Source organism: Roseicyclus sediminis, from assembly GCF_025515305.1.
Classification (GTDB): Bacteria; Pseudomonadota; Alphaproteobacteria; order Rhodobacterales; family Rhodobacteraceae; genus Roseibacterium; species Roseibacterium sediminis.
The window spans coordinates 200,423-223,385 of the sequence record NZ_JAOPHT010000002.1 but is presented as its reverse complement, the minus strand read 5'-3'; the positions used below and the strand labels follow the sequence as shown (position 1 = coordinate 223,385).

The window sequence follows — 22,963 nt, the reverse complement described above, 5'->3', positions numbered from 1 at the left end:
TCAGCCGGTCAGGGCCGCACCGTCCCCTGCCCGGTCACGAGATACTTGAACGAGGTCAGCTGCTCGGCCCCGACCGGCCCGCGCGCATGCATCTTGCCGGTCGCGATGCCGATTTCCCCACCCATCCCGAACTCGCCCCCGTCGGCGAACTGCGTCGAGGCATTGCGCATCAGGATCGCGCTGTCGAGCCGCTCGAAAAAGCGCGCGGCGGCGGCATCGTCCTCGGTCAGGATGCTCTCGGTATGGGACGAGCCATAGCGCCGGATATGGGCGATGGCCGCGTCGATATCGTCGACCACGCGCGCGGCGATGATCATGTCGAGAAACTCGCGCCCCCAGTCGTCTTCGCTTGCGGGCACGACGCCTTCGATCTTCTGCAGGGTCTCGTCCCCGCGCACCTCGACGCCCGCATCGATCAGCGCGCGCACCACGCCCTGCCCGATCGTGTCCACGACAGCGCGATGAATCAGCAGGCACTCGGCCGCGCCGCAGACGCCGGTGCGCCGGGTCTTGGCGTTGAGCGTGACCTTCAGTGCGACCTCGGGGTCGGCGGCGGCGTCGATATAGACGTGGCAGATCCCCTCCAGATGGGCGAAGACCGGCACCCGCGCCTCGGCCTGCACCAGACCGACGAGGCCCTTTCCGCCACGGGGCACGATCACGTCGACGTAATCGGTCATGGTCAGAAGTTCGCGCACCGCCGCCCGGTCGCGCGTGGGCACCAGCTGAACCGCGTCCTGCGGCAGGCCGGCCTTTCGCAGGCCGTCCTTCAGGCAGTCCACGAGAATGCCCGACGAATGGAAGCTCTCCGATCCGCCGCGCAGGATCACCGCGTTGCCGGACTTCAGGCAGAGCGCGCCCGCATCCGCCGTCACGTTCGGACGGCTCTCGTAGATCACGCCGATGACGCCGAGCGGCGTGCGGACACGCTGGATATGCAGGCCCGAGGGCATGTCCCACTCGGCGATCACGGCGCCGACGGGGTCCTCCTGCGCCGCGACGGCGCGCAGGCCCGCCACGATCCCGTCGATCCGCTTTCCATCGAGCATCAGGCGGTCGAGCATGGCGGCCGACAGGCCCTTGCTCCGCCCGAACTCCATGTCCTTGCCATTGGCGGCGATGATCTCGTCCTTGCGGGCGGACACGGCGTCGGCGGCGGCCTCGAGCGCGGCGCGCTTGGCCTCGGGCGGGGCATGGGCAAGCTCGGCCGCGGCATCCTTCGCCGCACGCCCCAGTGCCGTCATCATCGTCGAGACATCGGTCATTTCGTCCATGTCCTGCCCTCCATCGGCCTTCGCATAGGCAATCCCTGCCCGCCTGTCCACCTCGCCCGCGTCAGTCGACCGGAGCCTCCGCGCGGTCGGTCAGCGTGTAATCCCGCGAGATCGCGAATACATGCACGGCCTCCGCCCCGGCGGCCCGCGCGCCTGCCGCGAGGTCCGTTGCCTGCGCGCCATCGCCTGCCTCGGCCAAGGTCAGGAAATGGCCGGGCCGCGTCACGCTCTCGAACGCGCGACCCGAGGGGAAGGGCTCGGTCCCGGCGATGGTCACGACGAAACGTCCCTGCCCCCCGGGAAGTCCCTCGGCCCCCACCCGGATGCGGTAGTCCTCGAAATGCACGCGCCGGCCCGCCGCCTGGCTTGCCCGATGCGTGGCCTCCCTCCGCCAGCCGGCAAGCGCCGCCTCGTCCCGCCAGTGCTGATGCGACAGGAGCGCGTCCGGGTTGTCGAGCGGCCGGAAGCGTTCGAGATAGAGCAGACCGGCATGGCCCGCGAGAACGGGTTTCAGGCGGTCCACATGGTCGAAGTAATGCACCATGTGACCGGGCTTGGGCAGGACATCGAAGAACAGGCCGAGCATCGCCGCCTCAGACCGCCATGTCGTCGCGATGCACCAGGGCGGCGCGGCCCGGATAGCCCAGGATCGCCTCGATCTCGTCGGACCGGTGCCCGGCGATGGCGCGCGCCTCCTCGGCATTGTAGCGCGACAACCCCAGGCCGAGCGCCGCGCCGTCCGGCCCCTGCAACGTCACGGGATCGCCTCGCCGGAAGCGGCCCGTGACCTCCGTCACGCCCGCCGGCAGAAGCGACTTGCCCCGCCCAAGCGCCTCGACCGCGCCCGCGTCGAGCCTGAGCGTCCCGCGCGGCTTCATCGCCGAGATCCAGCGCTTGCGCGCCGCCTGCGGGTCGAGCGTCGCGGTGAACCAGGTGGCCCGCGCGCCCTCTTCCAGCGCCGTCAGGGGATGCGGCACGCCGCCCTCGGCGATCGCCATGGCGCAACCCGCGGCTGTCGCCGTCCGCGCGGCCATCAGCTTGGTCTTCATGCCACCCTTCGACAGGCCCGAGCCCGCGTCGCCCGCCATCGCCTCGATCGCGGGCGTGATCGCGTCGACCACCGGCAGGTGCACCGCGCCGGGGTCCGTCACCGGGTTCGCGGTATAGAGCCCGTCCACATCGGACAGGAGCACGCAGACATCCGCCCCCGCCATCACCGCGACCTGCGCGGCGAGCCTGTCGTTGTCGCCATAGCGGATCTCGTCGGTGGCGATGGTGTCGTTCTCGTTCACGATCGGAACCGCCCCGCGCCCGAGAAGGGCCGCAAGCGTCGCCCGGGTGTTGAGATAGCGCCGCCGGTCGTCGGAATCGTCCAGCGTCAGAAGGATCTGCGCCGCCGTGATTCCATGCGGGGCGAGCACTTCCTCATAGGCGCGGGCGAGCCGGATCTGGCCAACGGCCGCCGCCGCCTGTGCCTCGTCGAGCGACAGCGCGCCCGAGCCGAGCTTCAGCGCGCCGCGCCCCAGCGCGATCGACCCCGAGGACACCACGATCACGTCGGCGCCCCGCGCCTTGATCCGCGCCACGTCCGCGGCAAGCGTCGCAAGCCAGTCGGCCCGGAGCGCACCGTTCTGCCGGTCCACGAGAAGCGCCGAGCCGATCTTCACCACCAGCCGCCGCGCTCCGGCAAGCGTCGGAAGCGCCGTTTCCGTCAGGGCCGCCATTGACCTGTCTCCTCGCGCCCGTCGCGCATCCTCAGGCGATCCGCGTCGATCCGCGACCGCAAGACCCGCAGGACGTCCACGAGGCCCGTGCGCGCCACGCCCGACATGGTCATGACCTTTCCGCCGCTGGCCGCCTCCAGCGCGGCGCGCTTTTCGGCGATATCCTCTTCGGTCAGCGCGTCGATCTTGTTCAGCACCGTGATCCGTGGCTTCTCGGCCAGCCCGCCGCCATAGGCGTCCAACTCCCCGATGATCGTCTCGTAGTCGGCCACAACGTCCTCCGCGGTGCCGTCGACGAGGTGCAGCAGGACCGCGCAACGCTCGACATGGCCGAGGAACGTGTCGCCAAGGCCCCTGCCCTCGTGCGCGCCCTCGATCAGGCCGGGAATGTCGGCCACGACGAATTCCGCCCCGTCGACGCCCACGACGCCGAGATTTGGAACCAGCGTCGTGAAGGGATAATCCGCGATCTTCGGCCGCGCGTTCGAGGTCGCGGCGAGGAAGGTCGACTTGCCGGCGTTGGGCAGGCCCAGAAGCCCCACGTCCGCGATCAGCTTCAGGCGCAGCCAGATCGTCCGTTCGATCCCCGGCAAACCGGCATTGGCCCGCCGCGGCGCCTGGTTGGTCGAGGTCTTGAAATGCAGGTTGCCGAAGCCGCCATTGCCGCCCTTGGCGAGAAGCACGCGGTCACCCACCTGCGCGAGGTCGGCGATGACCGTTTCCTGGTCCTCCTCCAGGATCTCGGTGCCCGCAGGCACGCGCAGCAGAATGTCATCGCCATCCTTGCCGGTGCGCTGCCGGCCCATACCTGGCTGGCCGTTCTTGGCGAAGAAGTGCTGCTGATAGCGAAAGTCGATGAGCGTGTTGAGGCCGTCCACGGCCTCGGCCCAGACGTCACCGCCGCGCCCGCCGTCGCCGCCATCGGGCCCGCCATACTCGATGAACTTCTCGCGGCGGAAACTGACGGCACCGCCGCCGCCGCCGCCCGACCGGATGTAGACCTTCGCGAGATCGAGAAACTTCATGGGCTCCACCCGGGGCCTTTCCCCGCGGGTGCCCCTTCATCCTGGCAAAAAAACTCCGGGGAGCGTGAGGGGCTGGCCCCTCACCGCCGGACGTCAGACCCTTACCCCAAACGCTTGAGGTAAGTCCATGTCGGCACCTTGGCGCCACGTGCGACCGAGTAGGCCTCCGCATCGCCGAGATACTCGAAGCCGGCATTGGTCAGCACCCGCGCCGAGCCCGGATTGTCCTGGAAGACGCAGCCGAAGATCGTCTTGTTCTGCAGCGGGTTCGCTGCGACAAGCGCATTGACGGCCTCTGATGCGAACCCGGTGTTCCACAATGCGGGCGCCACCCAGTAGACGATCTCGGACTGGCCACGGTCCATCCGCTTTAGCGAGATGAGCCCCAGCATTTCCGACCCGCCGAACTCGGTCGCGTCCATGGCCCACACAGCTTCATCCGCCTCGGGGCGCATCGCCTGGGCGATGAAGCCCTCCGCCATCCCGGGCGGAAGCGGATGGGGGAGCGTGGTCGTCATCTCGGCCACACGACGGTCGGCGGCATAAAGCGTCATCAGCCCCGCGTCAGACGGACGCAACGGCCTGAGCATCATGCGCGGCGCCTCGATCACCGGCTGGGCGATGATGGTTTCCTGCTTCATTGGTCTGGTCCTCCTCCGAACCAACCGGCCTCTCCCCTGCCTCAGGTGGGCCCACGGGCGACCTGACACAAGAGCATGGCGAAAATGCGAAAGGGCCGGCTGTTCTGCCGGCCCCTCGGAAAAAACCCGTGTGGATACGGCGTTACTCGGCTGCCTCCGCTACCGGCATGACCGAGATGTAGGTGCGGCCCTTGAACCCCTTGGCAAAGGCGACGCGGCCCTCGGAGGTCGCGAAGATCGTGTGGTCCTTGCCCATGTCGACGCCCGCGCCCGGCCACCACTTGGTGCCGCGCTGACGCACGATGATGTTGCCCGGGATCACGGCTTCGCCGCCGTACTTCTTCACGCCAAGGCGACGGCCCGCACTGTCGCGGCCGTTGCGGGAGCTGCCGCCTGCTTTCTTGTGTGCCATGTCGTCTCTCCTCAGCCTTCGGCGAGTTTCTTGGCCTGCTCGACCCAGCCTTCGCGCTCGATCCGGCCCTTGAAGCTCAGTTTCTCGTCAAACTCGGCGATATCCGCCTCGGTCCATGCCGCGATCTGGGCGAAGCTGGTGACGCCTGCGGCGTGCAGCTTCTTCTCCAGCGCCGGACCCACGCCCGACAGCTGCTTCAGATCATCCGCGCCGGCGGCTGCGGCGGGCGCCGCCTCGGCCTTCGCGGGGGCTTCGGCCTTCGTGGCGGCCTTTTTCGGTGCAGCGGCGGGTGCGGCTGAAACGGCGGCCGGGGCCGACCCCGCGCCGATCGCGGCCTTCACACCCGACTTGTCGGCGCCGGAGGGCAGGATCTCGGTGATCTCGACCAGCGTCAGCTGCTGGCGGTGACCCTTCTTGCGCTGCGACGAGTGCTTCCGGCGGCGCTTGACGTAGTGAATGAGTTTCTCGCCCTTCACCTGGTCGACGACCAGCGCCTGCACGGCGGCGCCCGACACCAGCGGGCTGCCGACCACGGGGGCATCGCCACCCACCATCAGCACATCGTTGAACTGCACGGTCTCACCCGCGTCAGCGGCCAGTTTTTCAATGCGCAGACGGTCGCCCGGCTGCACCTTGTACTGCTTTCCGCCCGTCTTCATCACGGCGAACATGCGCGTGTCCTTTTCATATTCCGCGCCCTGCGGCCCCGGTTTCCCGGTGTTGTCGGGGTCTTCCCCGCCTCGGGCAGCGCGCCCCGTTCGGAGCGGTGTGTCAGATGCGTCGTGCCGCGCACGCAATCGCTGTGCCCGGCAGAGGCCGCCAAATGCCCCAGACGGCCCCGCCTGTCAAGGGCCGGGACACGCCGTGCCGGGGCCTTTGCGTGTTCAGGTATCCTCGCCCGCGATGAACCCCGCCGCCGCGACGCCGAGCTCATAGCTCAGCTGGTCGAACAGCGTGTCGAAGGCGCGGAACAACGCCGCGTTCAACGCCTGTCCGGAGGGCGTCTCCGACAGGGCGGTATAGGCCTCGATCGCGCTGTCCTCCAGCCCGGCATAGGCCGAGAGCTGGAAGGAATAGAGCCATTCGATGGTCTCGCGCCTCAGTTCCGGCTCCTGGCCCCAGACCTCGGCCAGCATAAGCTCCTCGGGGATCTCGACCTGGAAGGCGCCGCCATCCAAAAGACCCCGGTAGAAGGCGTAGTTCGAGTTGAGAGCGCCCGAGACGTTCCGCTCCACGAGATCGTTGGACTGGATGAAGTCGGTCAGAAGCTCGATGCGCGGATCCTCGTCGACCACCGCTTGCCGGAACGCCTCGCGCGCGAGTTCCTCGGTATCGGGGTCCAGAAAGGCGCGGCGCCCGGCGATCTCGGCCAGGGCGATGGACGCGCCCGGCTCGGCGGCGAAGAATTCCGTGATCGTCCGGGCCTCCTCGGCGCTCATGGCATCGACCGGGAAAGCATCCTCGAACAGACCGATCATCCGGCCCTCGCCATGGATGCGGTTGACCTCCGCCGCCCAGGCGGCGCCGCCGTCTCCCGGGAACATGCTTGACTCAAGGTTCGTCGCCGCCGCCACGCCCTCGTTGGCCATGATGGCGATCACGTCGCGCAGACCCATCGCATCGATCATCTCGGCGATCTCGGGCGCGCGCTCGGACAGGGGCGGAAGGGACTGGCCGGGGACGGCCTGGGCCACGGCGGCACCGGGGCCCGGCAAGACGAGAAACGCCGCGATGGGCAGGGCGAGGGTCAGATTGCGCAACATGGGGCCTCCCGTGGAACCGGTCTATTCCTTCGCCTGAACATGGGCGGAGTGTTCCGCCTTTTCCAGCGCGGCGGCGCGCCGTCGGCGGCGGAATGCCGGTATCGTGATGAGGCCCCGGCCCCTCTGACGCCGCCCCGACGCACGACCGTTCGAGATTTCCCGCAGACCTCTTGCACGCCCGCTAGGCTTTCGCTACACGCCCCCCTCACAAGGCCACCAGCCTGCGGAGAGGTGCCGGAGTGGTCGAACGGGGCGGTCTCGAAAACCGTTGTGGGCGCAAGTCCACCCAGGGTTCGAATCCCTGTCTCTCCGCCACCCACGTCCATCGGACGTGCGCTGTCTGATCCCTGAGTCCCGACCGTCATGCCGCCGGACCGCAACGACCGGCGCAGCGGCACGGCATTCCCACCGTCCCGGCGAACCTGAAAACCCGCCCAGCGGGTCATCCGGCAGGGCGCGTGGTTTGCCACCCCCTGCTTCCAGAGGCTCGGGCGGCATGTCCGGGCAAATGGCATTCCCGCACTGCACCCATGGACTAGGCACCGCTTTTGACGCCAGAACGGGCCGACATACCGGTCATCCCGCGAAACGAACCTCAGGACGCCAACATGACGGACCAGCACAGCGACAGGAGCGCCGCCATCGCCGCCGCGCGCAGCCAGGGCGCAAGCCAACCCTTCCGAGAGGGGCTGGGGCGCCTGATCGCCTTTCCGACCGATGCAACGGCGCCCGGCGCGGAGGCCCCGCTCGCCGCCTTTCTCGATCACGCCGGAACGCTCCTGTCGGAGATCGGTTTCGATCTCATCCGCACCGAGGCCGACGGCTATCCCTTCCTGATTGCCCGGCGCATCGAGGACCCCGCGCTGCCGACCGTCCTGAGCTACTCGCATGGCGATACCGTCCCCGGCATGGAAGGCCGCTGGCGCGAGGGGCGCGATCCCTGGACGCTGACCGAGGCGCCGGCGGAGGGTCGCCTCTACGGTCGCGGGATCGCCGACAACAAGGGGCAGTTCTGGGTCAACCTGACGGCCATGCGCGCGGTGCTGGAGGCGCGCGGAAAGCTCGGGTTCAACGCGATCTGGCTGATCGAGATGGGCGAGGAGATCGGCTCGCCCGGCCTCGATACGCTCTGCCGCGATCATGCGGACAATCTGGCCGCGGACATCCTGGTCGCATCCGACGGGCCGCGCGTTTCCGCCGACCGGCCGACGATCTTTCTCGGCGCGCGGGGCGCGCGCACCTTCCGGCTGCATCTCAGGCGGCGCGAGGGCGGGCGGCACTCGGGGAATTTCGGCGGCCTGCTGAGAAATCCGGGGCTGGAACTTGCCCACGCGCTGACGACCATCGCGGGACCGCGCGGCGAGGTGCTGGTGCCCGGCTGGACGCCCGCGCGGATCGATCCGGCGGCACGGACCCTTCTGGCCGGGATCGAGCCCGCGGGCGGCGAGGTCGACGAGGGCTGGGGTACACCCGGCCTCAGTCCGGCCGAACGGGTCCATGGCTGGTGTTCTGCCGAGATCCTCGCCTTCACCTGCGGCGATCCCGGCCATCCCGTGAACGCGATCCCGCCCGAGGCCACGGCCTGGGTGCAGCTGCGCCATGTGGCGGGGCTCGACGCCGACGGCCTGCGCGCGCGCCTGGTCGAGCACCTCGCGAAGCATGGCCATGGCGACATAGAGGTCAGCGAGGACCGTGCGGCCTTCCCGGCCACCGCGACGCCGCCCACCCATCCTGCCGTCGGCTTCGCGGCCGCCTCCGTCGAGCGGACGACAGGCGCGCCGCCCGCGATCCTGCCTTCTCTCGGCGGGTCGCTGCCGAACGACGTCTTCACCGACACGCTCGGCCTGCCGACGATCTGGGTGCCCCACTCCTATCCGGGATGTTCGCAGCACGCCCCGGACGAGCATCTGCCCACGGCCATCTTTCCCGACGCGGTCGGGGTCATGGCGGGGCTTTACTGGGATCTCGGCACCGAGGACGCGCTTGCCCTGCGCAAGCCGGCTGCGGCCGAGGACACCGGACGCGACTGAACCTCCGGGCTCAGCCGTCGCCCTGCCCCGCGGCCCAATCGGCAAGCGCGGGGTTGTCGTCGCGCGCAGGCCGCCCGCGCCGCAACAGGCCGCCGAGCGCGCCGCTGCCGGGCGGGCGGCGCAGGTAGTGCAATTCCCGCGCGCCGAAGTAGAAGCCGACGACGGCGCCGAGCAGCCACCACAGCGGCTCCGGCACCAGCGCGAGGCCCGTCATGCGTTCGGCGAATCCGATGGGATCGACCATGGCGTAGACGAAAAGCCCGAGGGTCCCGAGCGCGAGGAGCGGCCGCGGCAGGCGGTTCAGGCCGTTGACGAAGCTGTCGAAGGCGGAGCTGCCGGCGTGGCGATACTCCTCCGCCGCGGCCTCAAGCGCGCTTCGGTAGGCCTCGTGGCCCAGTTCCAGCTGCCGCGTGGCGTTGGGCACGAAGACTTCCGACAGCCCCTCGGCCGCCTGCCCCGCCGAGGCAAGCGCCCCCGATGTCAGCGCCCGTCCGATCAGTCCCATGATACGGTCCTTTCGCGATGCTCTTCCATGCTGAGGTGATAGCGCGGCGAGATGAAGGCCTCGGCCCGCAGGATCCAGCCGCCCTTGCCGCCCGCACGCGTTCGGGCGTACTTCCGGCTGGCCGGACGCCTGTCGGCGAGACGGTAGTAGTAACTGCGCCGGGCGATTCCGTAGGCGTCGGCAAGATGTTCGGGCGCGCGCACCGAGGCGGCATGGGCCGCACGGCGCGTCTGCGGCCCGATGATCCCGTCCACCGCAATCTCGAAACCCATGTCGCGCAGAAGCGTCTGCAACAGACGCACGGCGTTGGATCCGGCGTTCACGTACATGTCGAAGACCGAAGGCTGCAGCAACTCGGGCAGGCCGCCGATGCCGGGGCGTTCGAAATAATGTTCGACGAAGAGATCTGCCGCCCGTTCCGGCGTCACGGCCCGAACGTCGTCCCGGTCCACGTCGCCATCGCCATCGAGGTCGAGCCCCAGCCGCCGGAGCGTGCCGATCGTCACCCCGTGGTTCGTCGCGCCGCCCGGATCGTCCGGGTCGTCCACGAAGCCGCCCTCGCGGGCCACGATATCCATTGCAATGTCGCGAACCGACAGCATGGCCCGCCCTCCATGCTCCCGTTTCGAACGGAGGCAGAAGACAGCGGGATGATTAAGATTTGCCTAAAGTGCGGTTCAGCTTTCGGGGGTGCTCGGCCGGTAGACGCCCTGCGCCTCGAGCGCGTCGATCACTTCCTCGGGCATGTAGGTCTCGTCATGCCGCGCGAGGATCTCGGTGGCCTCGAAGGTCCCGTCGATCAGGCGCCCGGTACCGACCATGCCCTCGCCCTCGCCGAAGAGGTCGGGAAGAACGCCGGTGTACCGCACCGGTATCGAGGCCCCGCCATCGGTCACGTTGAAGGTGATCGTCTCGCCCTGCCCGCGCACCAGCGTGCCCTCTTCCACTAGGCCGCCGATGCGGAACACCTCGGACGGCGGCGGCGGCGCGCCGGCCACATCCGTGGGCGCGCGGAAGAAGTTGATCCCGTCGCGCATCGCGTACCCGATCAGACCCGCCGAGAGCGCCAGGGCCACAGCCGCCAGCGCGATCACCTGGATCCGTCGTTGCTTCTTCAATCCCCGCATCGGTGCTTCGCCTCCCTGCAGCGGCCCCGGGCCGCGCGTCTCCAGTCACTCCGTTGCGCCGTCACGCCCGGTCGGGCGTCTTACCTGATTTGGGGCATGTCGCGACCCAAGTCGAGTGGACAGGCCAAGATGCACGCGCAGGTTGATGGCGACCGATTTTCTTCACTCGCACCACCCGCTTCAATTCCTGCCACCGAGATATTGTTTTCGTTCACTGTTTTCAAAGTCCGAAAGCGAGGGTGCGGCAACGGACCCCAGCTTTTTCCACAGGCCGCGCTCAGATATCCGCGGCCTCGAAGGGGATCGACCGGCGCAAAAACTGCGTTGCCTTGGACGAGACGCGCCTTGGATCGCCGGTTGTGAGGAACTTCGATTCGGTGCCCGCCCCGCGCATCGCCGGATGGCGCCCGAGGTAATCGGCCAGCGCTTCGGCGACCAGGTCGGGCTGTGAATAAACCGCCACATCGGGCCCGAGCGCGTCGCGGAAGACGTCCTCGACCAGCGGGTAATGCGTGCAGCCGAGGATCGCCGCCTCCGGCTTCGGCATCCGCCGCAGAAGCGACTCGACATGTGACCGCACCAGCGCGTCGGCGAGGATCATGTCCCCCATCTCGATCGCGTCCACCACGCCCGCGCAGGGTTGCGCCTCGACGTCGACACCGATGGCGCGGAAGGCGAGCTCGCGCTGGAACGCGCGGGAGGAGACGGTGGCCGGCGTGGCGAAAAGGGCGACGTGCTTCACCCCAACCTCGCGCGGGGGCGAGTTGTCACCCCACTTGCGTTCGGTCAGCGCCTCGATCAGCGGCACGAAAACCCCGAGCACGCGCTTTTCGTGCGGCACCCAGCCCTCCTGCATCCGCCGGAGCGCGGCGGCTGATGCCGTATTGCAGGCCAGGATCACGAGGTCGCAGCCCTCGTCGAACAGGCACTGCACACCGGCGGTGGTCAGATCGTAGATGTCCTGCGGATCGCGGACGCCGTAGGGCGTGTGGGCATTGTCGCCGAAATATACGAAAGGAACGTCCGGCAGACGCTTTGTCACCGCTTCGAGAACAGTGAGGCCGCCGAGGCCGGAATCGAATACACCAACCGCCATGTTGTCGCCCGTCCCTCTCAGCCCGTCCTAGTACCTGTCCACGAACCGCGCCGCCCGGCCCTTGCGGCGGTCGGCACGCCCGTCGTCCCGTCCGTCCCGGTCGCGGTGATGCTCCTCGAACTCGAAACCCCGCAAGTCCGGGTCGAGCGGTACCGTGCTCAAGCCATAGGTGGTCTTGCGCAGGAATTCCATCATTCCCCGGGCGTCCTGCATGTAGGGATCAAGCGCCTCGCGCGGGATCGGCTGACCGACGACGACGCGGACCGGCGTGTTCATGCGCGCGCGGAATTCCTTTATCAGAAGTCCCATCCGCAACGTCGAGTGAAGGTGGCTCATCAACTGGAAAAGGCGCGAGTTGTGCCCCTCGAAGAAGATCGGCACCACGGTCGCGTCCGACTTGGCGATCATCCGCGCGGTGAAGCTCCGCCAGCCGGGGTCCATGGGACGACCGAAGGGCTTCGCCGCGGTCGAGACCGTGCCGCCGGGAAAGACACCGATCGCCCCGCCCTCGGCCAGGAAGCGCAGCGCCTCCTTGCGGGTCTCGATGTTCAGCGCCCGCGCCTCCTTGGTGTCGTCGAAACTGATGGGCAGGATGATGCGGTTGATGTCCTCGGCCTTGCGGAAGACACGGTGCGCGAGGATGCGGAAATCGCCGCGCGCCATGCTCAGGATATGTCCCAGCATCAGGCCGTCGAGGATGCCGTAGGGGTGGTTCGCGATCACGATCACGGGCCCCTCGGCGGGGATGTTCGAAAGGCTGCCACCCGCGATCTCGAGGCTGAGGCCATACCGTTCGGCCATCACCTGCCAGAAATCGCGGCCGCGCGCGACCTCTTCGCCGTAGCCCTCGGCGCGGCGGATCAGGCGGAGGCGGCCGGTGGCGTTCTCCATTACGCGGATCATGGCCCGGCCGCCCCGCGACGCGGCGGAGGACGCGTAGGAAATCTCCCGCGCGACGGTCCTCGTTTCGGGGTCTCGGCGGCGTCGGCCCATCTTTGGCCACTCCCGGCGTTTCGCTGCGCCCCGCATAGCCCGCGGCTCCGAGTCGGTCCAGATGCCTCAGCGCCGCGTCCAGCCCCAAAGGCACAGAAGATCCATCAAGACGTGCGCCGCGGCCACGGCCGTGATGCCCGCGTGATCGAACGGCGGAGACACCTCCACCACATCGCCGCCGACAAGCCGGATCCCCGCGAGTTCGCGCAGGAAGATGGAGGCCTCCATGCTCGACAGCCCGCCCCAGACCGGCGTGCCCGTCCCCGGCGCGAAGGCGGGGTCGAGCCCGTCGATATCGAAGGACAGGTAGACCGGCGCGCCGCCCGCCCGCTCCCGGACCGCGTGCGCCACGGCGGCGGGGCCACGGGTGTGGACCTCGCGGGCATCGTGGATCGCGATGCCGAGATTGTCCTCGACGACCGTCCGGATGCCGACATGCGTCGAGCGGGCGACATCGATCAGACCCTCCTTCACCGCCTTGTAGGCGAAGGTCCCGTGGTCGATGCGCGAGGGGTCGTCATCGGGCCAGGTGTCGGTATGGGCATCCACCTGGATCAGCGCGAGCGGCCCGTGTCGCGCGGCGTGCGCCCGCAGAAGCGGCAGCGTGACCGAGTGATCCCCCCCCATCGCCAGGCAGGCCGCGCCGGCATCGAGGATCCTGGCCGCATGCGCCTCGATCCGGGCGGGCACGTCGGCGGTGTGCGCATAGTCCAGCGCCATGTCGCCGTAGTCGAGGACCGCCAGCGCCTCGAGCGGTGAATACCCGTCCCAGCCGTAGGGCGGATCGAAGGGCTGAAGGGCCGACGCCTCGCGGATCGCGCGGGGGCCGAGCCGTGCGCCGGGCCGGTTCGTCACCGCCTGGTCGAACGGAAGTCCCGTCACCGCGACATCGATGCCCGTGAGGTCCTTGCCGTAGCGCCGGCGCAGGAAACTCGGCGCGCCGGAGAACACGTTCTCGAAGCTGAGGCCCTTGAGATCGCTGCGCGTCACGGCCCCGTCGATCTCGTTCTTCGCGTCTTCAAGCGCCATCGCCGCTTTCCTCCTGTCCTTCGACCGGCCTGCCGCTAGTTCAGGCGAAACGCAAGCCCGTCCGTGCATCCTCCTTGCCCCCGCGACGGGCATCGGGCAGGAACGGGCCGACCCTCAGGAGGCAGCGATGCAGGACGACAGGACCCCGGACCCGGAATTGCGCGAGGCCTTCCTCGAAGGGATGAGCCGCTCGGCCGCGTCCGTCTCGGTCGTCACGACCGACGGGCCCGCGGGGCGCGGCGGCGCGACCGTCTCGGCGATGACGTCGATTTCGGCGGACGGTGCGCGGCCCACCATGCTGACGTGCCTCAATGCCTCATCGTCGACACTTCCGCTGGTGCTCGAGAACGGATGCTTCTGCATCAACGTGCTGCGGACGGGACAGACGGAGATCTCGGACGTTTTCTCCGGCCGCCTGCCCGCGCCCGGTGGCGACAAGTTCAGCGGCGTGGCGACCGAGACCATGGCGACGGGCGCGCCCCGCATCGCCTCGGCGCTCGTCAGCTTCGACTGCCGGCTGATCTCGGCCGAAAAGATCGGCACGCACCACATCTGCATCGGCGAGGTGGCCGCCGTCAAAACAGCGCACGAGGGCGAACCGCTGCTCTATGGCTTGCGGAAATACCTGCGCCCCGAGGCGCACTAGGCTGCGGGCTGCGCCGTTTCGACGAGACGGACGAAGAAGCTTGCCCCGATGGGCGCGATGTCGTCGTTGAAGTCGAACGAGGGATGGTGCAGTCCCGCGCCGGCCCCTGCCCCGAGGAACAGGTAGGCGCCCGGACGCTCGGCCAGCATGTAGGCGAAATCCTCCGCCCCCATCTCCCGGCCGGAATTCGCATCGACGTTGTCCTCGCCGACGACCTCGGCAGCGACGGAGGCCGCGAAATCGGCCGCATCGGCGTCGTTCACCGTCGCCGGATAGCCCACCACGTAGTCGAGACGCGCCTTGACGCCGAAGGCCGTGGCGTGGCCCGCCACGATCTCGTCCATCCGGCGCATGACCATCTTCTGCACCGCCGGGTCGAAGGTCCGGACCGTGCCGTTGATGTAGGCGGTGGCCGGGATCACGTTGTCGACCGTGCCGGCGTGGATCTGGGTCACCGAAATCACGAGATCGTCGAGCGCGTAGTTGTTGCGCGAGACGATCGTCGGCATCGCCTGCGCGATGGCGAGCGCGGGCGGGATCGGATCGACCGTCTCGTGCGGCATGGCACCGTGGCCGCCGACGCCCTCGATGAAGATCTCGAAGGTATCCACGGCGGCCATGATCGGCCCCGGCGTCGTCAGGAAGCGCCCCTCCTCGAGCCCGGGCACGTTATGCAGCGCATAGACCTGCCCGATCCCGAACCGCTCCATGATCCCTTCGCGGCACATCGCCTCGGCGCCCGCGCCATGCTCCTCCGCCGGCTGGAAGATGAGCGCCACGCGACCCGCGAAATTGCGCGTCTCGGCAAGGTATTTCGCGGCGCCCAGAAGCATCGTGGTGTGTCCGTCATGCCCGCAGGCATGCGCGCGCCCCTCGACGGTCGAGGCATGGGCCGCGCCGGTCGTCTCGGTCATCGGTAGCGCGTCCATGTCGGCGCGCAGCCCGATGGTCGGGCCCTCGCCCCGCCCCTCGATGATCGCGACGATCCCCGTCTCGCCGATGCCGCCGTGGATCTGGTCGACGCCGAATTCGCTCAGCCGCTCGGCCACGAAGGCCGCCGTCTCGTGGCAGGCGAAGGACAGCTCGGGATGCGCGTGCAGGTGCCGGCGCCAGCCCTTCATCTCTTCGGCGTAGGACGCGATGCGGTTCACCACGGGCATGGCTGGACTCCGGCGGGCTGGTTGCGGTCTAAGGGTCGGACCCTGCCCCAATTCAGACCGCTCCGCAATGCACGACACCCCGCCCATCGAGCGCCTGCGCGCGATCATGGCTCGCCTGCGCGATCCCGAGACCGGATGCCCCTGGGACATCGAGCAGGACTTTGCCTCCATCGCGCCCTACACGATCGAGGAGGCCTACGAGGTGGCCGACGCGATCGAGCGGCAGGACTGGCAAGACCTGAAGGGCGAGTTGGGCGATCTCCTGTTCCAGTCGGTCTACCACGCGCAGATGGCCGAGGAGGCCGGGCACTTCACCTTCGACGAGGTCGCGACCGCGATCGCCGACAAGATGGTCGCCCGCCACCCCCATGTCTTCGGCGACGAGAGCCGCGACAAGACGGCCGAGCAACAGACCGCCGACTGGGAAACGGTGAAAGCGGCCGAGCGGGAGGCGCGGGCCAAGGGCGGCGTGCTCGACGACGTGGCGCTCGGCCTGCCCGCGCTGATGCGGGCCGAGAAGCTGCAGAAGCGTGCCGCGCGGGTCGGTTTCGACTGGCCCGAGATCGGGCAGGTCATCGACAAGATCTCCGAGGAGGCGCAGGAACTGGCCGAGGCACGTGACAGCGCCCCGCAGGACGAGATCGAGGCCGAGATGGGCGACCTTCTTTTCGTCATGGCGAACCTGGCGCGGCATCTCAAGGTCGATCCCGAGGTCGCCCTGCGCCGTGCGAACGCGAAGTTCACCCGCCGCTTCGCCTTCATCGAGGCCGAACTCGCGACCCTCGGCAAACGCCCGGAAGACAGCGACCTCGCCGAGATGGACGCGCTGTGGAATGCCGCGAAGGCGCGCGGTCTCTGAGACGCATTTTCCGCCGCGTCCCGAAGGCGCGGCATGGATGACGATCTCGCGGCCGCTCGTCCGGGTCTGAAGCCCCAATCCGTGTCTTTCGCGCCATAACTGTGTCTTCCGGGAAACGCTCCGGCGCATATGATGCCCATGGCGTGCAAACCCGGTTTCATGCGCAACCCCCGGGAATTATGGCGCAATCAAGACACACTGGGGGAATATCCATGAAACGCGTAACGATCAGTACGATCGCAGTTCTTCTGTGCACAACCGGAACCGTCGCGGCGGGTCCGCTTATCGCGGCGGCCGCCCCTCCTCCCCTGATCGCGCCGCTGCCCGACGACCCCTTCGACGGGTTCTACGCCGGCCTCGAGTTCGGCGGCGTGGACGGCCAGAAGATCTACACCCCGCCCGGCACGGTGTTCCCTCTGACGGCAGGCAACGCCGTCGGCGCATTCGGGGGCTTCAACTTCCAGTTCGGCAACCTCGTCGTCGGTCCCGAAGTGCGTTTGCTGCGCTTCAACGGCCTGCGTTCGGCTTCGTCACAAACCGATGGCGTGATCGACCTGCGCGCGCGCGGCGGTTTCGCGGCGGGCGACTTCCTCGCATATGGCGCGCTGGGCTGGTCCTGGGCCACGATCGATGACCGCGCGCCCTTCGGTTCTACCGACCTCGACGGCATGAACTACGGTTTCGGCGTCGAATACAACATCACCGAGGCGATCTTCGTGGGCGCCGACTACACCCGTCGTGACGTCTCGGGCATCAGCGAGAACGGCCTCGACCTCGATGTGGAGATCGACACCGTCACGCTGCGCCTCGGCCTGCGCTTCTGACGGACTGCCGCCTCGCAAAGGCCCTTGGGACCGCGCTTCGGCGCGGTCTTTCGATTCTGGACGTCCGGCCCGGGCGTTCCGCGCGAACCGGACTATGTCATCGGGCATGTCGCAGATCCCGGCCGCCCTTTCCGTCCTTCTCACGCTCGCCCAGCCGGCGATGGCGGACCGGCTCCTGTGCCTTGGCACGGGGCCCGGTTTCATGCTTGACCTCGACGGCGCCACGGCGCGCCTCGACTATCTGGGCGACGGGATCTTCCCTCTCAGCCCCGAGCTGTCGCTGCCGCGCGACGCGGTGGCACGTTTCGAGATCGGCACCCATGGCGGTCCGGTCCCGGTTTTCGTCGAGTCCGCCGAATGCCGGATCCTCGGCGCGACCCTTGCTTTCCGTGTTGAGATCGGCATTGAAACGTCGAGAAGCGGCCAGCCGATGACCGGCTGCTGCCGGGAGGCCGATTGACGAGATGACATCCGTGAACGACGACGCGGCCGAGGTGCAGGCACCGGCCGCCCGCCCGGGGCTCGCCGCGCTCTGGATGGTGGGGGCGATCCTCGCCTTCTCCTCCATGGCCATCGCCGGCCGCGCCGCGAGCCTGGAGCTCGACACCTTCGAGATGATGACCTGGCGTTCCGCCGTGGGCCTCGTGATCGTGCTGGCCGTCGGCGCGGCCGCGGGGACGCTGGGCCAGGTCACGCGCCGCAGCCTGCACCTGCACTTCGCCCGGAACCTCGCGCATTTCACCGGCCAGAACCTCTGGTTCTTCGCCCTCACGGTCAGCCCGCTGGCCCTCGTCTTCGCGCTCGAATTCACGTCGCCGCTGTGGACGATGCTTCTGGCGGCGATCTTCCTCGGGGAACGCATGACACGGGTCAAGGCGATCGCCGGGGCCCTCGGCTTCGCCGGGGTCCTGCTGATCGTGCAGCCGGGGGCGCAGCCCTTGTCCTCGGGCATGCTCACCGCCGCGCTGGCAGCCGTCATGTTCGCCACCTCCGCGATCTTCACCAAGAAGCTGACGGCGACCGAAACGATCACATGCATCCTGTTCTGGCTTACGACGATGCAGCTTCTCATGGGGCTCGTGACGTCGCTCTGGGACGGCGACATGGCGATGCCGAGCCTCGCAACCCTGCCCTGGGTCGTCCTGATCGGCGTGGCGGGCCTGGCCGCGCATTTCTGTCTGACCACGGCCCTGTCGATCGCGCCCGCCTCGGTGGTGATGCCGATGGACTTCGCCCGCCTGCCCGCGATCGCGGTGGTCGGCATGCTGTTCTACGGAGAGCCCTTGGCCTGGGGCGTTCTTGGCGGCGCGCTCCTCATCTTCGCGGGCAACTATGTCAACATCCTTGGCCTCGCGCGGCGCTGAGGCGCGACATGTAGCATTTCGGTCACATTTTTTCGCATGTGGAGAGGCTTGTAGGCCGGTGACGCCGGGGAAGAATTGACCGAACCGGACCTTTTGCCGCTTTTGATGGGCAAAACAGCAAAAGGCTTTTCGGGGGAGGAACCAGTTGACCCGTCTTGCAGCCATCACCGCCACGCTCCTCGCGTCCACCGCAATCGCCAATGCCGGCGGTCTCGACCGCACGGGCCTCGGCATTTCGCCGTTGTTCGAAGATGGCACCTATGCCGAGTTGAGCTTCGGCTTCGTCTCCCCGACCGTCAGTGGCGTGTTCCCCGTGAACGGCGCCTCGTCGGGCGACATGGCCTCGAGCTACTCGAATTTCGGCCTCGCCTACAAACAGGACATCACGGACGACTTCTCCATCGCGCTGATCTTCGAGACCGCGTTCGGCGCCGCCGTGGACTACACGAATTCGGATGCGACCTACCCGATCACCGCAGCTCCCGCAGCGGGCCCCGGCGAGTTCAACGCCGAGCTCGCGGGCAACGCCATCACGGCCGTCGCGCGCTACGAACTGTCCGACCGGTTCAGCGTTCATGCTGGTCTTCGCTACGTGACTATGACCGGCGAGATCAACTTCACGACCGTCGGTCAGACCCTGACCTACGGCGACAGCTCGGACCTCGGATATCTCGTCGGCGTTGCCTACGAGATCCCGGATATCGCGCTTCGGGCAAGCCTGACCTACAACTCGGAGACGACCCACAACAACATCATTTCTGCCTCGCTCGGCGCGGTTGCGGGGATCGGGCCGGCGGCGACGAGCACGGGCGAGTACACGCTTCCCCAATCGATCAACCTCGACTTCCAGACCGGCGTCGCCGAGGGGACGCTCGTGCTGGCATCGGTGCGCTGGGCCGAGTGGACCGAGACCGCCATCAACACGCAGAGCGCTCTGGGCACGATCGACTACGACAACGACGTCTGGACCTGGTCGGCCGGTGTCGCCCGCCGCCTCAACGAGGACTTCGCAATTCTCGGGCGCGTCTCCTACGAGCGCGCGAATGGCGGCCTGGCCTCGAACCTGTCTCCGACCGATGGTCAGCTCGGCTTCTCGATCGCCGGCATCTACGACATCGGCAATGCGCGCATCACGGCAGGCCTTAACTTCACGCATCTCGGCGACGCGACGACCGAACTGGTCAACGCGAACTTCTCCGAGAACTACGCCGTGGGCGCGGGCATCCGGGTCGGCTTCAGCTTCTGATCGATTGAACGTTACAAGGGACAGGGCCCCGCCTTCGCGGGGCCTTTCTCGTTTCAGAGCCCCTTGAACGCCTGCGCCTGCCGGTCGGTCCAGTTGACCGTCAGGTGCGCCGCCTCCTCGTCGCGGCGCTCCGCCTCGACGATGCCCTGTTCATAGAGCCAGGCCCGGCGGCGGCCCTCGTCATGGGCAAGGCGCACTTCCGCCCTGTGCCGGGGCTCGGACACCGATGCCGCCACCGCCTTCAGAAGGGGCCCGAGGCCCTGCCCCGTCAGCGCCGAGATGGCGAAGACCCCCTCGCGCCGCGCGGCCTCGGTGAGCTTGGTGTCCCGCTCGGGTCCCGGCAGGAGGTCGGTCTTGTTCCAGACCTCGATCAGCGGCGTCGTCTCGGCCACGCCGAGCGCTTCGAGGATCTCCATCACGTCGCGGGCCTGCTCGTCCGACTGCGCATGCGAGATGTCGCGGACATGGAGGATCAGGTCGGCGTCAAGAACCTCCTCGAGCGTCGCGCGGAAGGCGGCGACAAGCTGCGTGGGCAGATCGCTGATGAAGCCCACCGTGTCCGACAGGATCACATCGGTGCCACCGGCCAGCTTCACCGCGCGCATCGTCGGGTCGAGCGTGGCGAAGAGCATGTCCTTGGCCATCACGTCGGCCCCGGTCAGCCGGTTGAAGAGCGTCGACTTGCCAGCATTGGTATACCCCACCAGCGCGACGATCGGATAAGGCACCTTCTTGCGTGCCGCGCGGTGCAGCGTGCGGGTCTTCACCACCTTCGACAATTGCCGCCTCAGCCGCGCGATCGCCTCGTCGATGGCACGTCGGTCGGCCTCGATCTGGGTCTCGCCGGGGCCACCGACAAAGCCGAGCCCGCCCCTCTGGCGCTCAAGGTGCGTCCAGGCCCGGACCAGGCGCGTGCGCTGGTAGCTGAGCGCTGCAAGCTCCACCTGCAGCACGCCCTCCCGCGTGCGTGCCCGGTCGGCGAAGATCTCCAGGATCAGGCCCGTCCGGTCGAGGAGCTTTACACCCCATTCCTTTTCCAGGTTGCGCTGCTGAACCGGCGTCACGGCGCCGTCGACGAGGACGAGGCCGACCTCGTCACCCTCGATCCGGGCCTTCAGCTCGGCGATCTTGCCCGAGCCGAACAGCATTCCGGGCTGCGCCTTGGGCAGGCGCACGGTCTCGGCCCCCACGATGTCGAGGTCAGGCAAGGCCGCGGCAAGCGCGACGGCCTCCTCGAGCGCGGCCCCGGCCTCGCGGCGGTCGCGGTCGGACTTGATGTCGGGATGCAGAACGAGCGTGCGCATCCTTGCACGTTCGGTCGAGGCGGTATCGTGATCTATGATCGGCTCCGGCCCGCGGGAGGCTCAGTCTTCCCCGTCGTAGAGGTTGATCGGCTGTGCGGGCATGACAGTGGAAATGGCGTGCTTGTAGACGAGCTGGCTCTGCCCGTCACGGCGCAGGAGCACGCAGAAATTGTCGAACCAGGTGATCACCCCCTGAAGCTTGACGCCGTTGATCAGGAAGATCGTCACCGGCACCTTAGTCTTGCGGACGTGGTTGAGAAATGCGTCCTGAAGATTCTGTTTGTTTTCCGCCATATTCTCTTTGCGCCTTCTTTTGAGCTGGGGCGCCCCCGTTTGCCCGGTGGACGTGTCGCCGAGTATACTATGGGGCGGAAAAAGCGGAATTTCCACCCCGCATTCCGGGACTTGCCGCAATTGCATTCATGACCGCCAGAAGGCGGGGTTGAACAGCGCGATCAGGACCAGAGTCTCGATGCGCCCCACGATCATCGCCGCCGCCAGGATCAGCTTGGCCGGGTCGCTGAGCATGGAATAGGAGATCGGCGCCTCGCCCGCGACCTCGGCAAGCGGCCCGGTCGTCGTCAGCGCCGAGATCGACAGGATCAGCGCCTCCTCGAACCCCAGGCCCGTGGCGGCAAGCCCCAGCATGACGGCCGCCATCGACAGGATGAACAGCATGAAGAAGATCCAGGCGATATAGGCGCCCTCGCGCCGGATCCGGCGTCCCAGACGCCCCGCGCCCGCCACCGAGTGAGGATAGACCAGTTTCCCCATCTCGCGGACCCCGTGCTTGTAGAGCGCGTAGACCCGCAGAAGCTTTAGCCCCCCCGCCGTGGTCGCCACACCACCCCCCATGAGGACAAGCCCCACGAGGAGAAGCCCGGGCGTCTGCAACCCGGACCAGGCCCGCGCTTCCGCCCAGCTTTCCGAGACGAATCCCGTCGTCGTCAGGAACGACAGGACCGTGAAGGCGCCGCCCCAGAGCGCGGCCAGCGCACCGCGCAGGTTGGCGACCGTGTCCACCTCGAGCGCGCCGATCCAGTGGCGCGCAAAGAGCAGCGTGGGCAGCACCACAACCGCGAAGACGGCGAGCCGAACCTCGCGGTCGCGGCCCACCCGCTCGGCCCAGTCGCGCCCGAATCCGTTCGAGAAGGTTCTGCGGGACAACGCGAAGACGAAGAACAGCAGGATCATGGCCTCGCCCGCCATGCCCGCGGGCCGCCCGGTCAGCCCGTCCACGGGTGTGATGCCCGAGGTCGCCATGGTCGACATCGCGTGGATCAGCGAGACGAACGGAGTTTCACCGGCCACCAGCAGCAGGATCGAGAGTGCCAGCGTCAGGACGAGGTAGATCGGCGCAAGCTGTGCCGCGCTCCGGCGCAGCCGCTCGCCCGGGCCGGACGCGCCCCGCTGCGCGCCGCCGGTCAGAAGCTGCCCCTCGATCCGGGCCTCCGACGTCACCTCGTAGCCGCCGAGGCTCAAGGGGGCCAACACCGCCGCCGCCGTGACCCAGATCAGCAGCCCGCCGAGCCAGCCCACCGTCCCCCGCCAGAGATGGACGGCCGGCGGAAGCCTGTCGGGATCGAACACCACCGCGCCCGTCGTCGTCAGCGCTGAAACCATGTCGAGATAGACGTTGATGAAGCGCGTCGTCGGCACGGCCTGTTCCATGGGAATGGCCAGAACCAGCGGCAGCAGGAGGTAGGACAGGATCAGCGTCAGAAGCTGCCGCCGTTCGGTCGCGGATCCCTTGCCGCCCTGCGTGGCGATCCCGATCAGGGTCGCCACAACCATGGTCAGGAGACTCGAATAGAAGAACCGTCGTCCGGTGGCGAAGTCCTCCGTCGCCATCGCCATCACCGACGGCAGCAGCATCGCCGTGGCGGAGATCCACAGGAGCACCACGAAAAACGGAAGGTTGCGGAACCAGGCCACCATCGC

General features: G+C 68.2%; 25 protein-coding genes and 1 tRNA gene. 8 read left to right on the top strand and 18 right to left on the bottom strand.

From position 1 onward, the window contains the following. Positions 1 to 8 precede the first annotated feature (8 nt). From N8I71_RS03585 to N8I71_RS03550, 8 genes are all read right to left on the bottom strand, one after another. Positions 9 to 1,274, bottom strand: a complete 1,266-nt coding sequence (locus tag N8I71_RS03585; RefSeq protein ID WP_262876558.1) for a glutamate-5-semialdehyde dehydrogenase — start codon at positions 1,272 to 1,274, stop codon at positions 9 to 11. Between the two features lie 61 nt (positions 1,275 to 1,335). Further along, positions 1,336 to 1,860: an antibiotic biosynthesis monooxygenase family protein gene (locus N8I71_RS03580; protein WP_262876557.1), complete on the bottom strand. Its 525-nt coding sequence runs from the start codon at positions 1,858 to 1,860 to the stop codon at positions 1,336 to 1,338. A 7-nt stretch (positions 1,861 to 1,867) separates the two neighbouring features. Further along, a complete protein-coding gene (gene proB / locus N8I71_RS03575) occupies positions 1,868 to 2,998 on the bottom strand; it encodes a glutamate 5-kinase (protein ID WP_262876556.1) in 1,131 nt (376 codons plus the stop codon). Then, the gene (gene obgE, locus N8I71_RS03570; protein WP_262876555.1) at positions 2,986 to 4,023 is read right to left on the bottom strand and encodes a GTPase ObgE; all 1,038 of its coding nucleotides are present in this window, start codon (positions 4,021 to 4,023) and stop codon (positions 2,986 to 2,988) included. The genes proB and obgE overlap by 13 nt, the downstream gene beginning before the upstream one ends. A 101-nt stretch (positions 4,024 to 4,124) precedes the next feature. Next, positions 4,125 to 4,664: a GNAT family N-acetyltransferase gene (locus N8I71_RS03565; RefSeq protein ID WP_262876554.1), complete on the bottom strand. Its 540-nt coding sequence runs from the start codon at positions 4,662 to 4,664 to the stop codon at positions 4,125 to 4,127. Positions 4,665 to 4,806: 142 nt separating this feature from the next. After that, positions 4,807 to 5,076: a 50S ribosomal protein L27 gene (rpmA, locus tag N8I71_RS03560; protein WP_262876553.1), complete on the bottom strand. Its 270-nt coding sequence runs from the start codon at positions 5,074 to 5,076 to the stop codon at positions 4,807 to 4,809. Positions 5,077 to 5,087: 11 nt separating this feature from the next. Further along, positions 5,088 to 5,747 carry a 50S ribosomal protein L21 gene (locus tag N8I71_RS03555; protein WP_262876552.1) on the bottom strand — a complete coding sequence of 220 codons (660 nt, stop codon included), beginning with the start codon at positions 5,745 to 5,747 and terminating at the stop codon, positions 5,088 to 5,090. Positions 5,748 to 5,960: 213 nt separating this feature from the next. Continuing rightward, positions 5,961 to 6,839 (bottom strand): hypothetical protein, encoded by an 879-nt coding sequence (locus N8I71_RS03550; protein WP_262876551.1) that lies wholly within the window; start codon positions 6,837 to 6,839, stop codon positions 5,961 to 5,963. A gap of 225 nt (positions 6,840 to 7,064) precedes the next feature. Between N8I71_RS03550 and N8I71_RS03545 the strand changes: the two genes are divergently transcribed. Together N8I71_RS03545 and N8I71_RS03540 are read left to right on the top strand one after the other, a co-directional pair. Then, a tRNA-Ser gene (locus tag N8I71_RS03545) sits at positions 7,065 to 7,154 on the top strand. A gap of 293 nt (positions 7,155 to 7,447) precedes the next feature. Next, complete coding sequence (locus N8I71_RS03540; RefSeq protein ID WP_262876550.1) at positions 7,448 to 8,869, top strand: M20/M25/M40 family metallo-hydrolase; 1,422 nt, start codon at positions 7,448 to 7,450, stop codon at positions 8,867 to 8,869. A gap of 10 nt (positions 8,870 to 8,879) precedes the next feature. On the opposite strand, the gene N8I71_RS03535 is transcribed toward N8I71_RS03540, so the two are convergent. From N8I71_RS03535 to speB, 6 genes are all read right to left on the bottom strand, one after another. Then, on the bottom strand, positions 8,880 to 9,374 hold the full coding sequence (locus N8I71_RS03535; RefSeq protein WP_262876549.1) for a holin family protein: 495 nt from the start codon (positions 9,372 to 9,374) through the stop codon (positions 8,880 to 8,882). Further along, on the bottom strand, positions 9,365 to 9,976 hold the full coding sequence (locus N8I71_RS03530; protein WP_262876548.1) for a holin-associated N-acetylmuramidase: 612 nt from the start codon (positions 9,974 to 9,976) through the stop codon (positions 9,365 to 9,367). The genes N8I71_RS03535 and N8I71_RS03530 overlap by 10 nt, the downstream gene beginning before the upstream one ends. Before the next feature lie 75 nt (positions 9,977 to 10,051). Further along, positions 10,052 to 10,501 (bottom strand): cytochrome c maturation protein CcmE, encoded by a 450-nt coding sequence (gene ccmE / locus N8I71_RS03525; RefSeq protein WP_262876547.1) that lies wholly within the window; start codon positions 10,499 to 10,501, stop codon positions 10,052 to 10,054. A 277-nt stretch (positions 10,502 to 10,778) separates the two neighbouring features. Beyond that, positions 10,779 to 11,597 (bottom strand): glutamate racemase, encoded by an 819-nt coding sequence (locus tag N8I71_RS03520; RefSeq protein WP_262876546.1) that lies wholly within the window; start codon positions 11,595 to 11,597, stop codon positions 10,779 to 10,781. A gap of 27 nt (positions 11,598 to 11,624) precedes the next feature. After that, the gene (locus N8I71_RS03515; RefSeq protein WP_262876545.1) at positions 11,625 to 12,590 is read right to left on the bottom strand and encodes a lysophospholipid acyltransferase family protein; all 966 of its coding nucleotides are present in this window, start codon (positions 12,588 to 12,590) and stop codon (positions 11,625 to 11,627) included. 66 nt (positions 12,591 to 12,656) lie between these two features. Beyond that, complete coding sequence (speB, locus tag N8I71_RS03510; RefSeq protein ID WP_262876544.1) at positions 12,657 to 13,619, bottom strand: agmatinase; 963 nt, start codon at positions 13,617 to 13,619, stop codon at positions 12,657 to 12,659. Between the two features lie 127 nt (positions 13,620 to 13,746). Here speB and N8I71_RS03505 point away from each other — a divergent pair, with 127 nt between their 5' ends. Further along, entirely contained in the window at positions 13,747 to 14,265 is a 519-nt protein-coding gene (locus tag N8I71_RS03505) for a flavin reductase family protein (protein ID WP_262876543.1), read from the top strand. On the opposite strand, the gene N8I71_RS03500 is transcribed toward N8I71_RS03505, so the two are convergent. Beyond that, positions 14,262 to 15,425 carry a M20 aminoacylase family protein gene (locus N8I71_RS03500; protein WP_262876542.1) on the bottom strand — a complete coding sequence of 388 codons (1,164 nt, stop codon included), beginning with the start codon at positions 15,423 to 15,425 and terminating at the stop codon, positions 14,262 to 14,264. The genes N8I71_RS03505 and N8I71_RS03500 overlap by 4 nt on opposite strands. Before the next feature lie 67 nt (positions 15,426 to 15,492). Between N8I71_RS03500 and mazG the strand changes: the two genes are divergently transcribed. The 5 genes from mazG to N8I71_RS03475 all read left to right on the top strand — a co-directional run bounded on the left by mazG (position 15,493) and on the right by N8I71_RS03475 (position 19,718). After that, positions 15,493 to 16,284, top strand: coding sequence for a nucleoside triphosphate pyrophosphohydrolase (mazG, locus tag N8I71_RS03495; RefSeq protein ID WP_262876541.1), 792 nt, complete (start codon positions 15,493 to 15,495; stop codon positions 16,282 to 16,284). A gap of 212 nt (positions 16,285 to 16,496) precedes the next feature. Further along, complete coding sequence (locus N8I71_RS03490; RefSeq protein WP_262876540.1) at positions 16,497 to 17,108, top strand: outer membrane protein; 612 nt, start codon at positions 16,497 to 16,499, stop codon at positions 17,106 to 17,108. A gap of 202 nt (positions 17,109 to 17,310) precedes the next feature. Then, positions 17,311 to 17,568 carry a hypothetical protein gene (locus N8I71_RS03485; protein WP_262876539.1) on the top strand — a complete coding sequence of 86 codons (258 nt, stop codon included), beginning with the start codon at positions 17,311 to 17,313 and terminating at the stop codon, positions 17,566 to 17,568. Positions 17,569 to 17,572: 4 nt separating this feature from the next. After that, the gene (locus N8I71_RS03480; RefSeq protein ID WP_262876538.1) at positions 17,573 to 18,472 is read left to right on the top strand and encodes a DMT family transporter; all 900 of its coding nucleotides are present in this window, start codon (positions 17,573 to 17,575) and stop codon (positions 18,470 to 18,472) included. A 145-nt stretch (positions 18,473 to 18,617) separates the two neighbouring features. Further along, positions 18,618 to 19,718, top strand: a complete 1,101-nt coding sequence (locus N8I71_RS03475; protein WP_262876537.1) for a hypothetical protein — start codon at positions 18,618 to 18,620, stop codon at positions 19,716 to 19,718. 53 nt (positions 19,719 to 19,771) lie between these two features. Here the strand turns inward: N8I71_RS03475 and hflX are convergent, their stop codons facing one another. From hflX to N8I71_RS03460, 3 genes are all read right to left on the bottom strand, one after another. Next, complete coding sequence (gene hflX, locus N8I71_RS03470) at positions 19,772 to 21,022, bottom strand: GTPase HflX (protein ID WP_262876536.1); 1,251 nt, start codon at positions 21,020 to 21,022, stop codon at positions 19,772 to 19,774. 60 nt (positions 21,023 to 21,082) lie between these two features. Next, positions 21,083 to 21,316 (bottom strand): RNA chaperone Hfq, encoded by a 234-nt coding sequence (hfq, locus tag N8I71_RS03465; protein WP_262876822.1) that lies wholly within the window; start codon positions 21,314 to 21,316, stop codon positions 21,083 to 21,085. A 126-nt stretch (positions 21,317 to 21,442) separates the two neighbouring features. Beyond that, entirely contained in the window at positions 21,443 to 22,960 is a 1,518-nt protein-coding gene (locus N8I71_RS03460; protein ID WP_262876535.1) for a TrkH family potassium uptake protein, read from the bottom strand. Between the last annotated feature and the right edge of the window lie 3 nt (positions 22,961 to 22,963).

Bases quoted from the DNA above. Each gene is read 5' to 3' on its own strand.
- N8I71_RS03515 (WP_262876545.1), bottom strand. From the start codon at position 12,590: ATGGGCCGACGCCGCCGAGACCCCGAAACGAGGACCGTCGCGCGGGAG.
- hflX (WP_262876536.1), bottom strand. From the start codon at position 21,022: ATGCGCACGCTCGTTCTGCATCCCGACATCAAGTCCGACCGCGACCGC.
- mazG (WP_262876541.1), top strand. From the start codon at position 15,493: ATGCACGACACCCCGCCCATCGAGCGCCTGCGCGCGATCATGGCTCGC.
- proB (WP_262876556.1), bottom strand. From the start codon at position 2,998: ATGGCGGCCCTGACGGAAACGGCGCTTCCGACGCTTGCCGGAGCGCGG.
- N8I71_RS03550 (WP_262876551.1), bottom strand. From the start codon at position 6,839: ATGTTGCGCAATCTGACCCTCGCCCTGCCCATCGCGGCGTTTCTCGTC.
- N8I71_RS03485 (WP_262876539.1), top strand. From the start codon at position 17,311: ATGCTTGACCTCGACGGCGCCACGGCGCGCCTCGACTATCTGGGCGAC.
- N8I71_RS03520 (WP_262876546.1), bottom strand. From the start codon at position 11,597: ATGGCGGTTGGTGTATTCGATTCCGGCCTCGGCGGCCTCACTGTTCTC.
- N8I71_RS03540 (WP_262876550.1), top strand. From the start codon at position 7,448: ATGACGGACCAGCACAGCGACAGGAGCGCCGCCATCGCCGCCGCGCGC.
- obgE (WP_262876555.1), bottom strand. From the start codon at position 4,023: ATGAAGTTTCTCGATCTCGCGAAGGTCTACATCCGGTCGGGCGGCGGC.
- N8I71_RS03460 (WP_262876535.1), bottom strand. From the start codon at position 22,960: ATGGTGGCCTGGTTCCGCAACCTTCCGTTTTTCGTGGTGCTCCTGTGG.
- N8I71_RS03490 (WP_262876540.1), top strand. From the start codon at position 16,497: ATGAAACGCGTAACGATCAGTACGATCGCAGTTCTTCTGTGCACAACC.
- hfq (WP_262876822.1), bottom strand. From the start codon at position 21,316: ATGGCGGAAAACAAACAGAATCTTCAGGACGCATTTCTCAACCACGTC.
- N8I71_RS03530 (WP_262876548.1), bottom strand. From the start codon at position 9,976: ATGCTGTCGGTTCGCGACATTGCAATGGATATCGTGGCCCGCGAGGGC.
- N8I71_RS03580 (WP_262876557.1), bottom strand. From the start codon at position 1,860: ATGCTCGGCCTGTTCTTCGATGTCCTGCCCAAGCCCGGTCACATGGTG.
- speB (WP_262876544.1), bottom strand. From the start codon at position 13,619: ATGGCGCTTGAAGACGCGAAGAACGAGATCGACGGGGCCGTGACGCGC.
- N8I71_RS03565 (WP_262876554.1), bottom strand. From the start codon at position 4,664: ATGAAGCAGGAAACCATCATCGCCCAGCCGGTGATCGAGGCGCCGCGC.
- N8I71_RS03555 (WP_262876552.1), bottom strand. From the start codon at position 5,747: ATGTTCGCCGTGATGAAGACGGGCGGAAAGCAGTACAAGGTGCAGCCG.
- N8I71_RS03480 (WP_262876538.1), top strand. From the start codon at position 17,573: ATGACATCCGTGAACGACGACGCGGCCGAGGTGCAGGCACCGGCCGCC.
- rpmA (WP_262876553.1), bottom strand. From the start codon at position 5,076: ATGGCACACAAGAAAGCAGGCGGCAGCTCCCGCAACGGCCGCGACAGT.
- N8I71_RS03535 (WP_262876549.1), bottom strand. From the start codon at position 9,374: ATGGGACTGATCGGACGGGCGCTGACATCGGGGGCGCTTGCCTCGGCG.
- N8I71_RS03585 (WP_262876558.1), bottom strand. From the start codon at position 1,274: ATGGACGAAATGACCGATGTCTCGACGATGATGACGGCACTGGGGCGT.
- ccmE (WP_262876547.1), bottom strand. From the start codon at position 10,501: ATGCGGGGATTGAAGAAGCAACGACGGATCCAGGTGATCGCGCTGGCG.
- N8I71_RS03500 (WP_262876542.1), bottom strand. From the start codon at position 15,425: ATGCCCGTGGTGAACCGCATCGCGTCCTACGCCGAAGAGATGAAGGGC.
- N8I71_RS03505 (WP_262876543.1), top strand. From the start codon at position 13,747: ATGCAGGACGACAGGACCCCGGACCCGGAATTGCGCGAGGCCTTCCTC.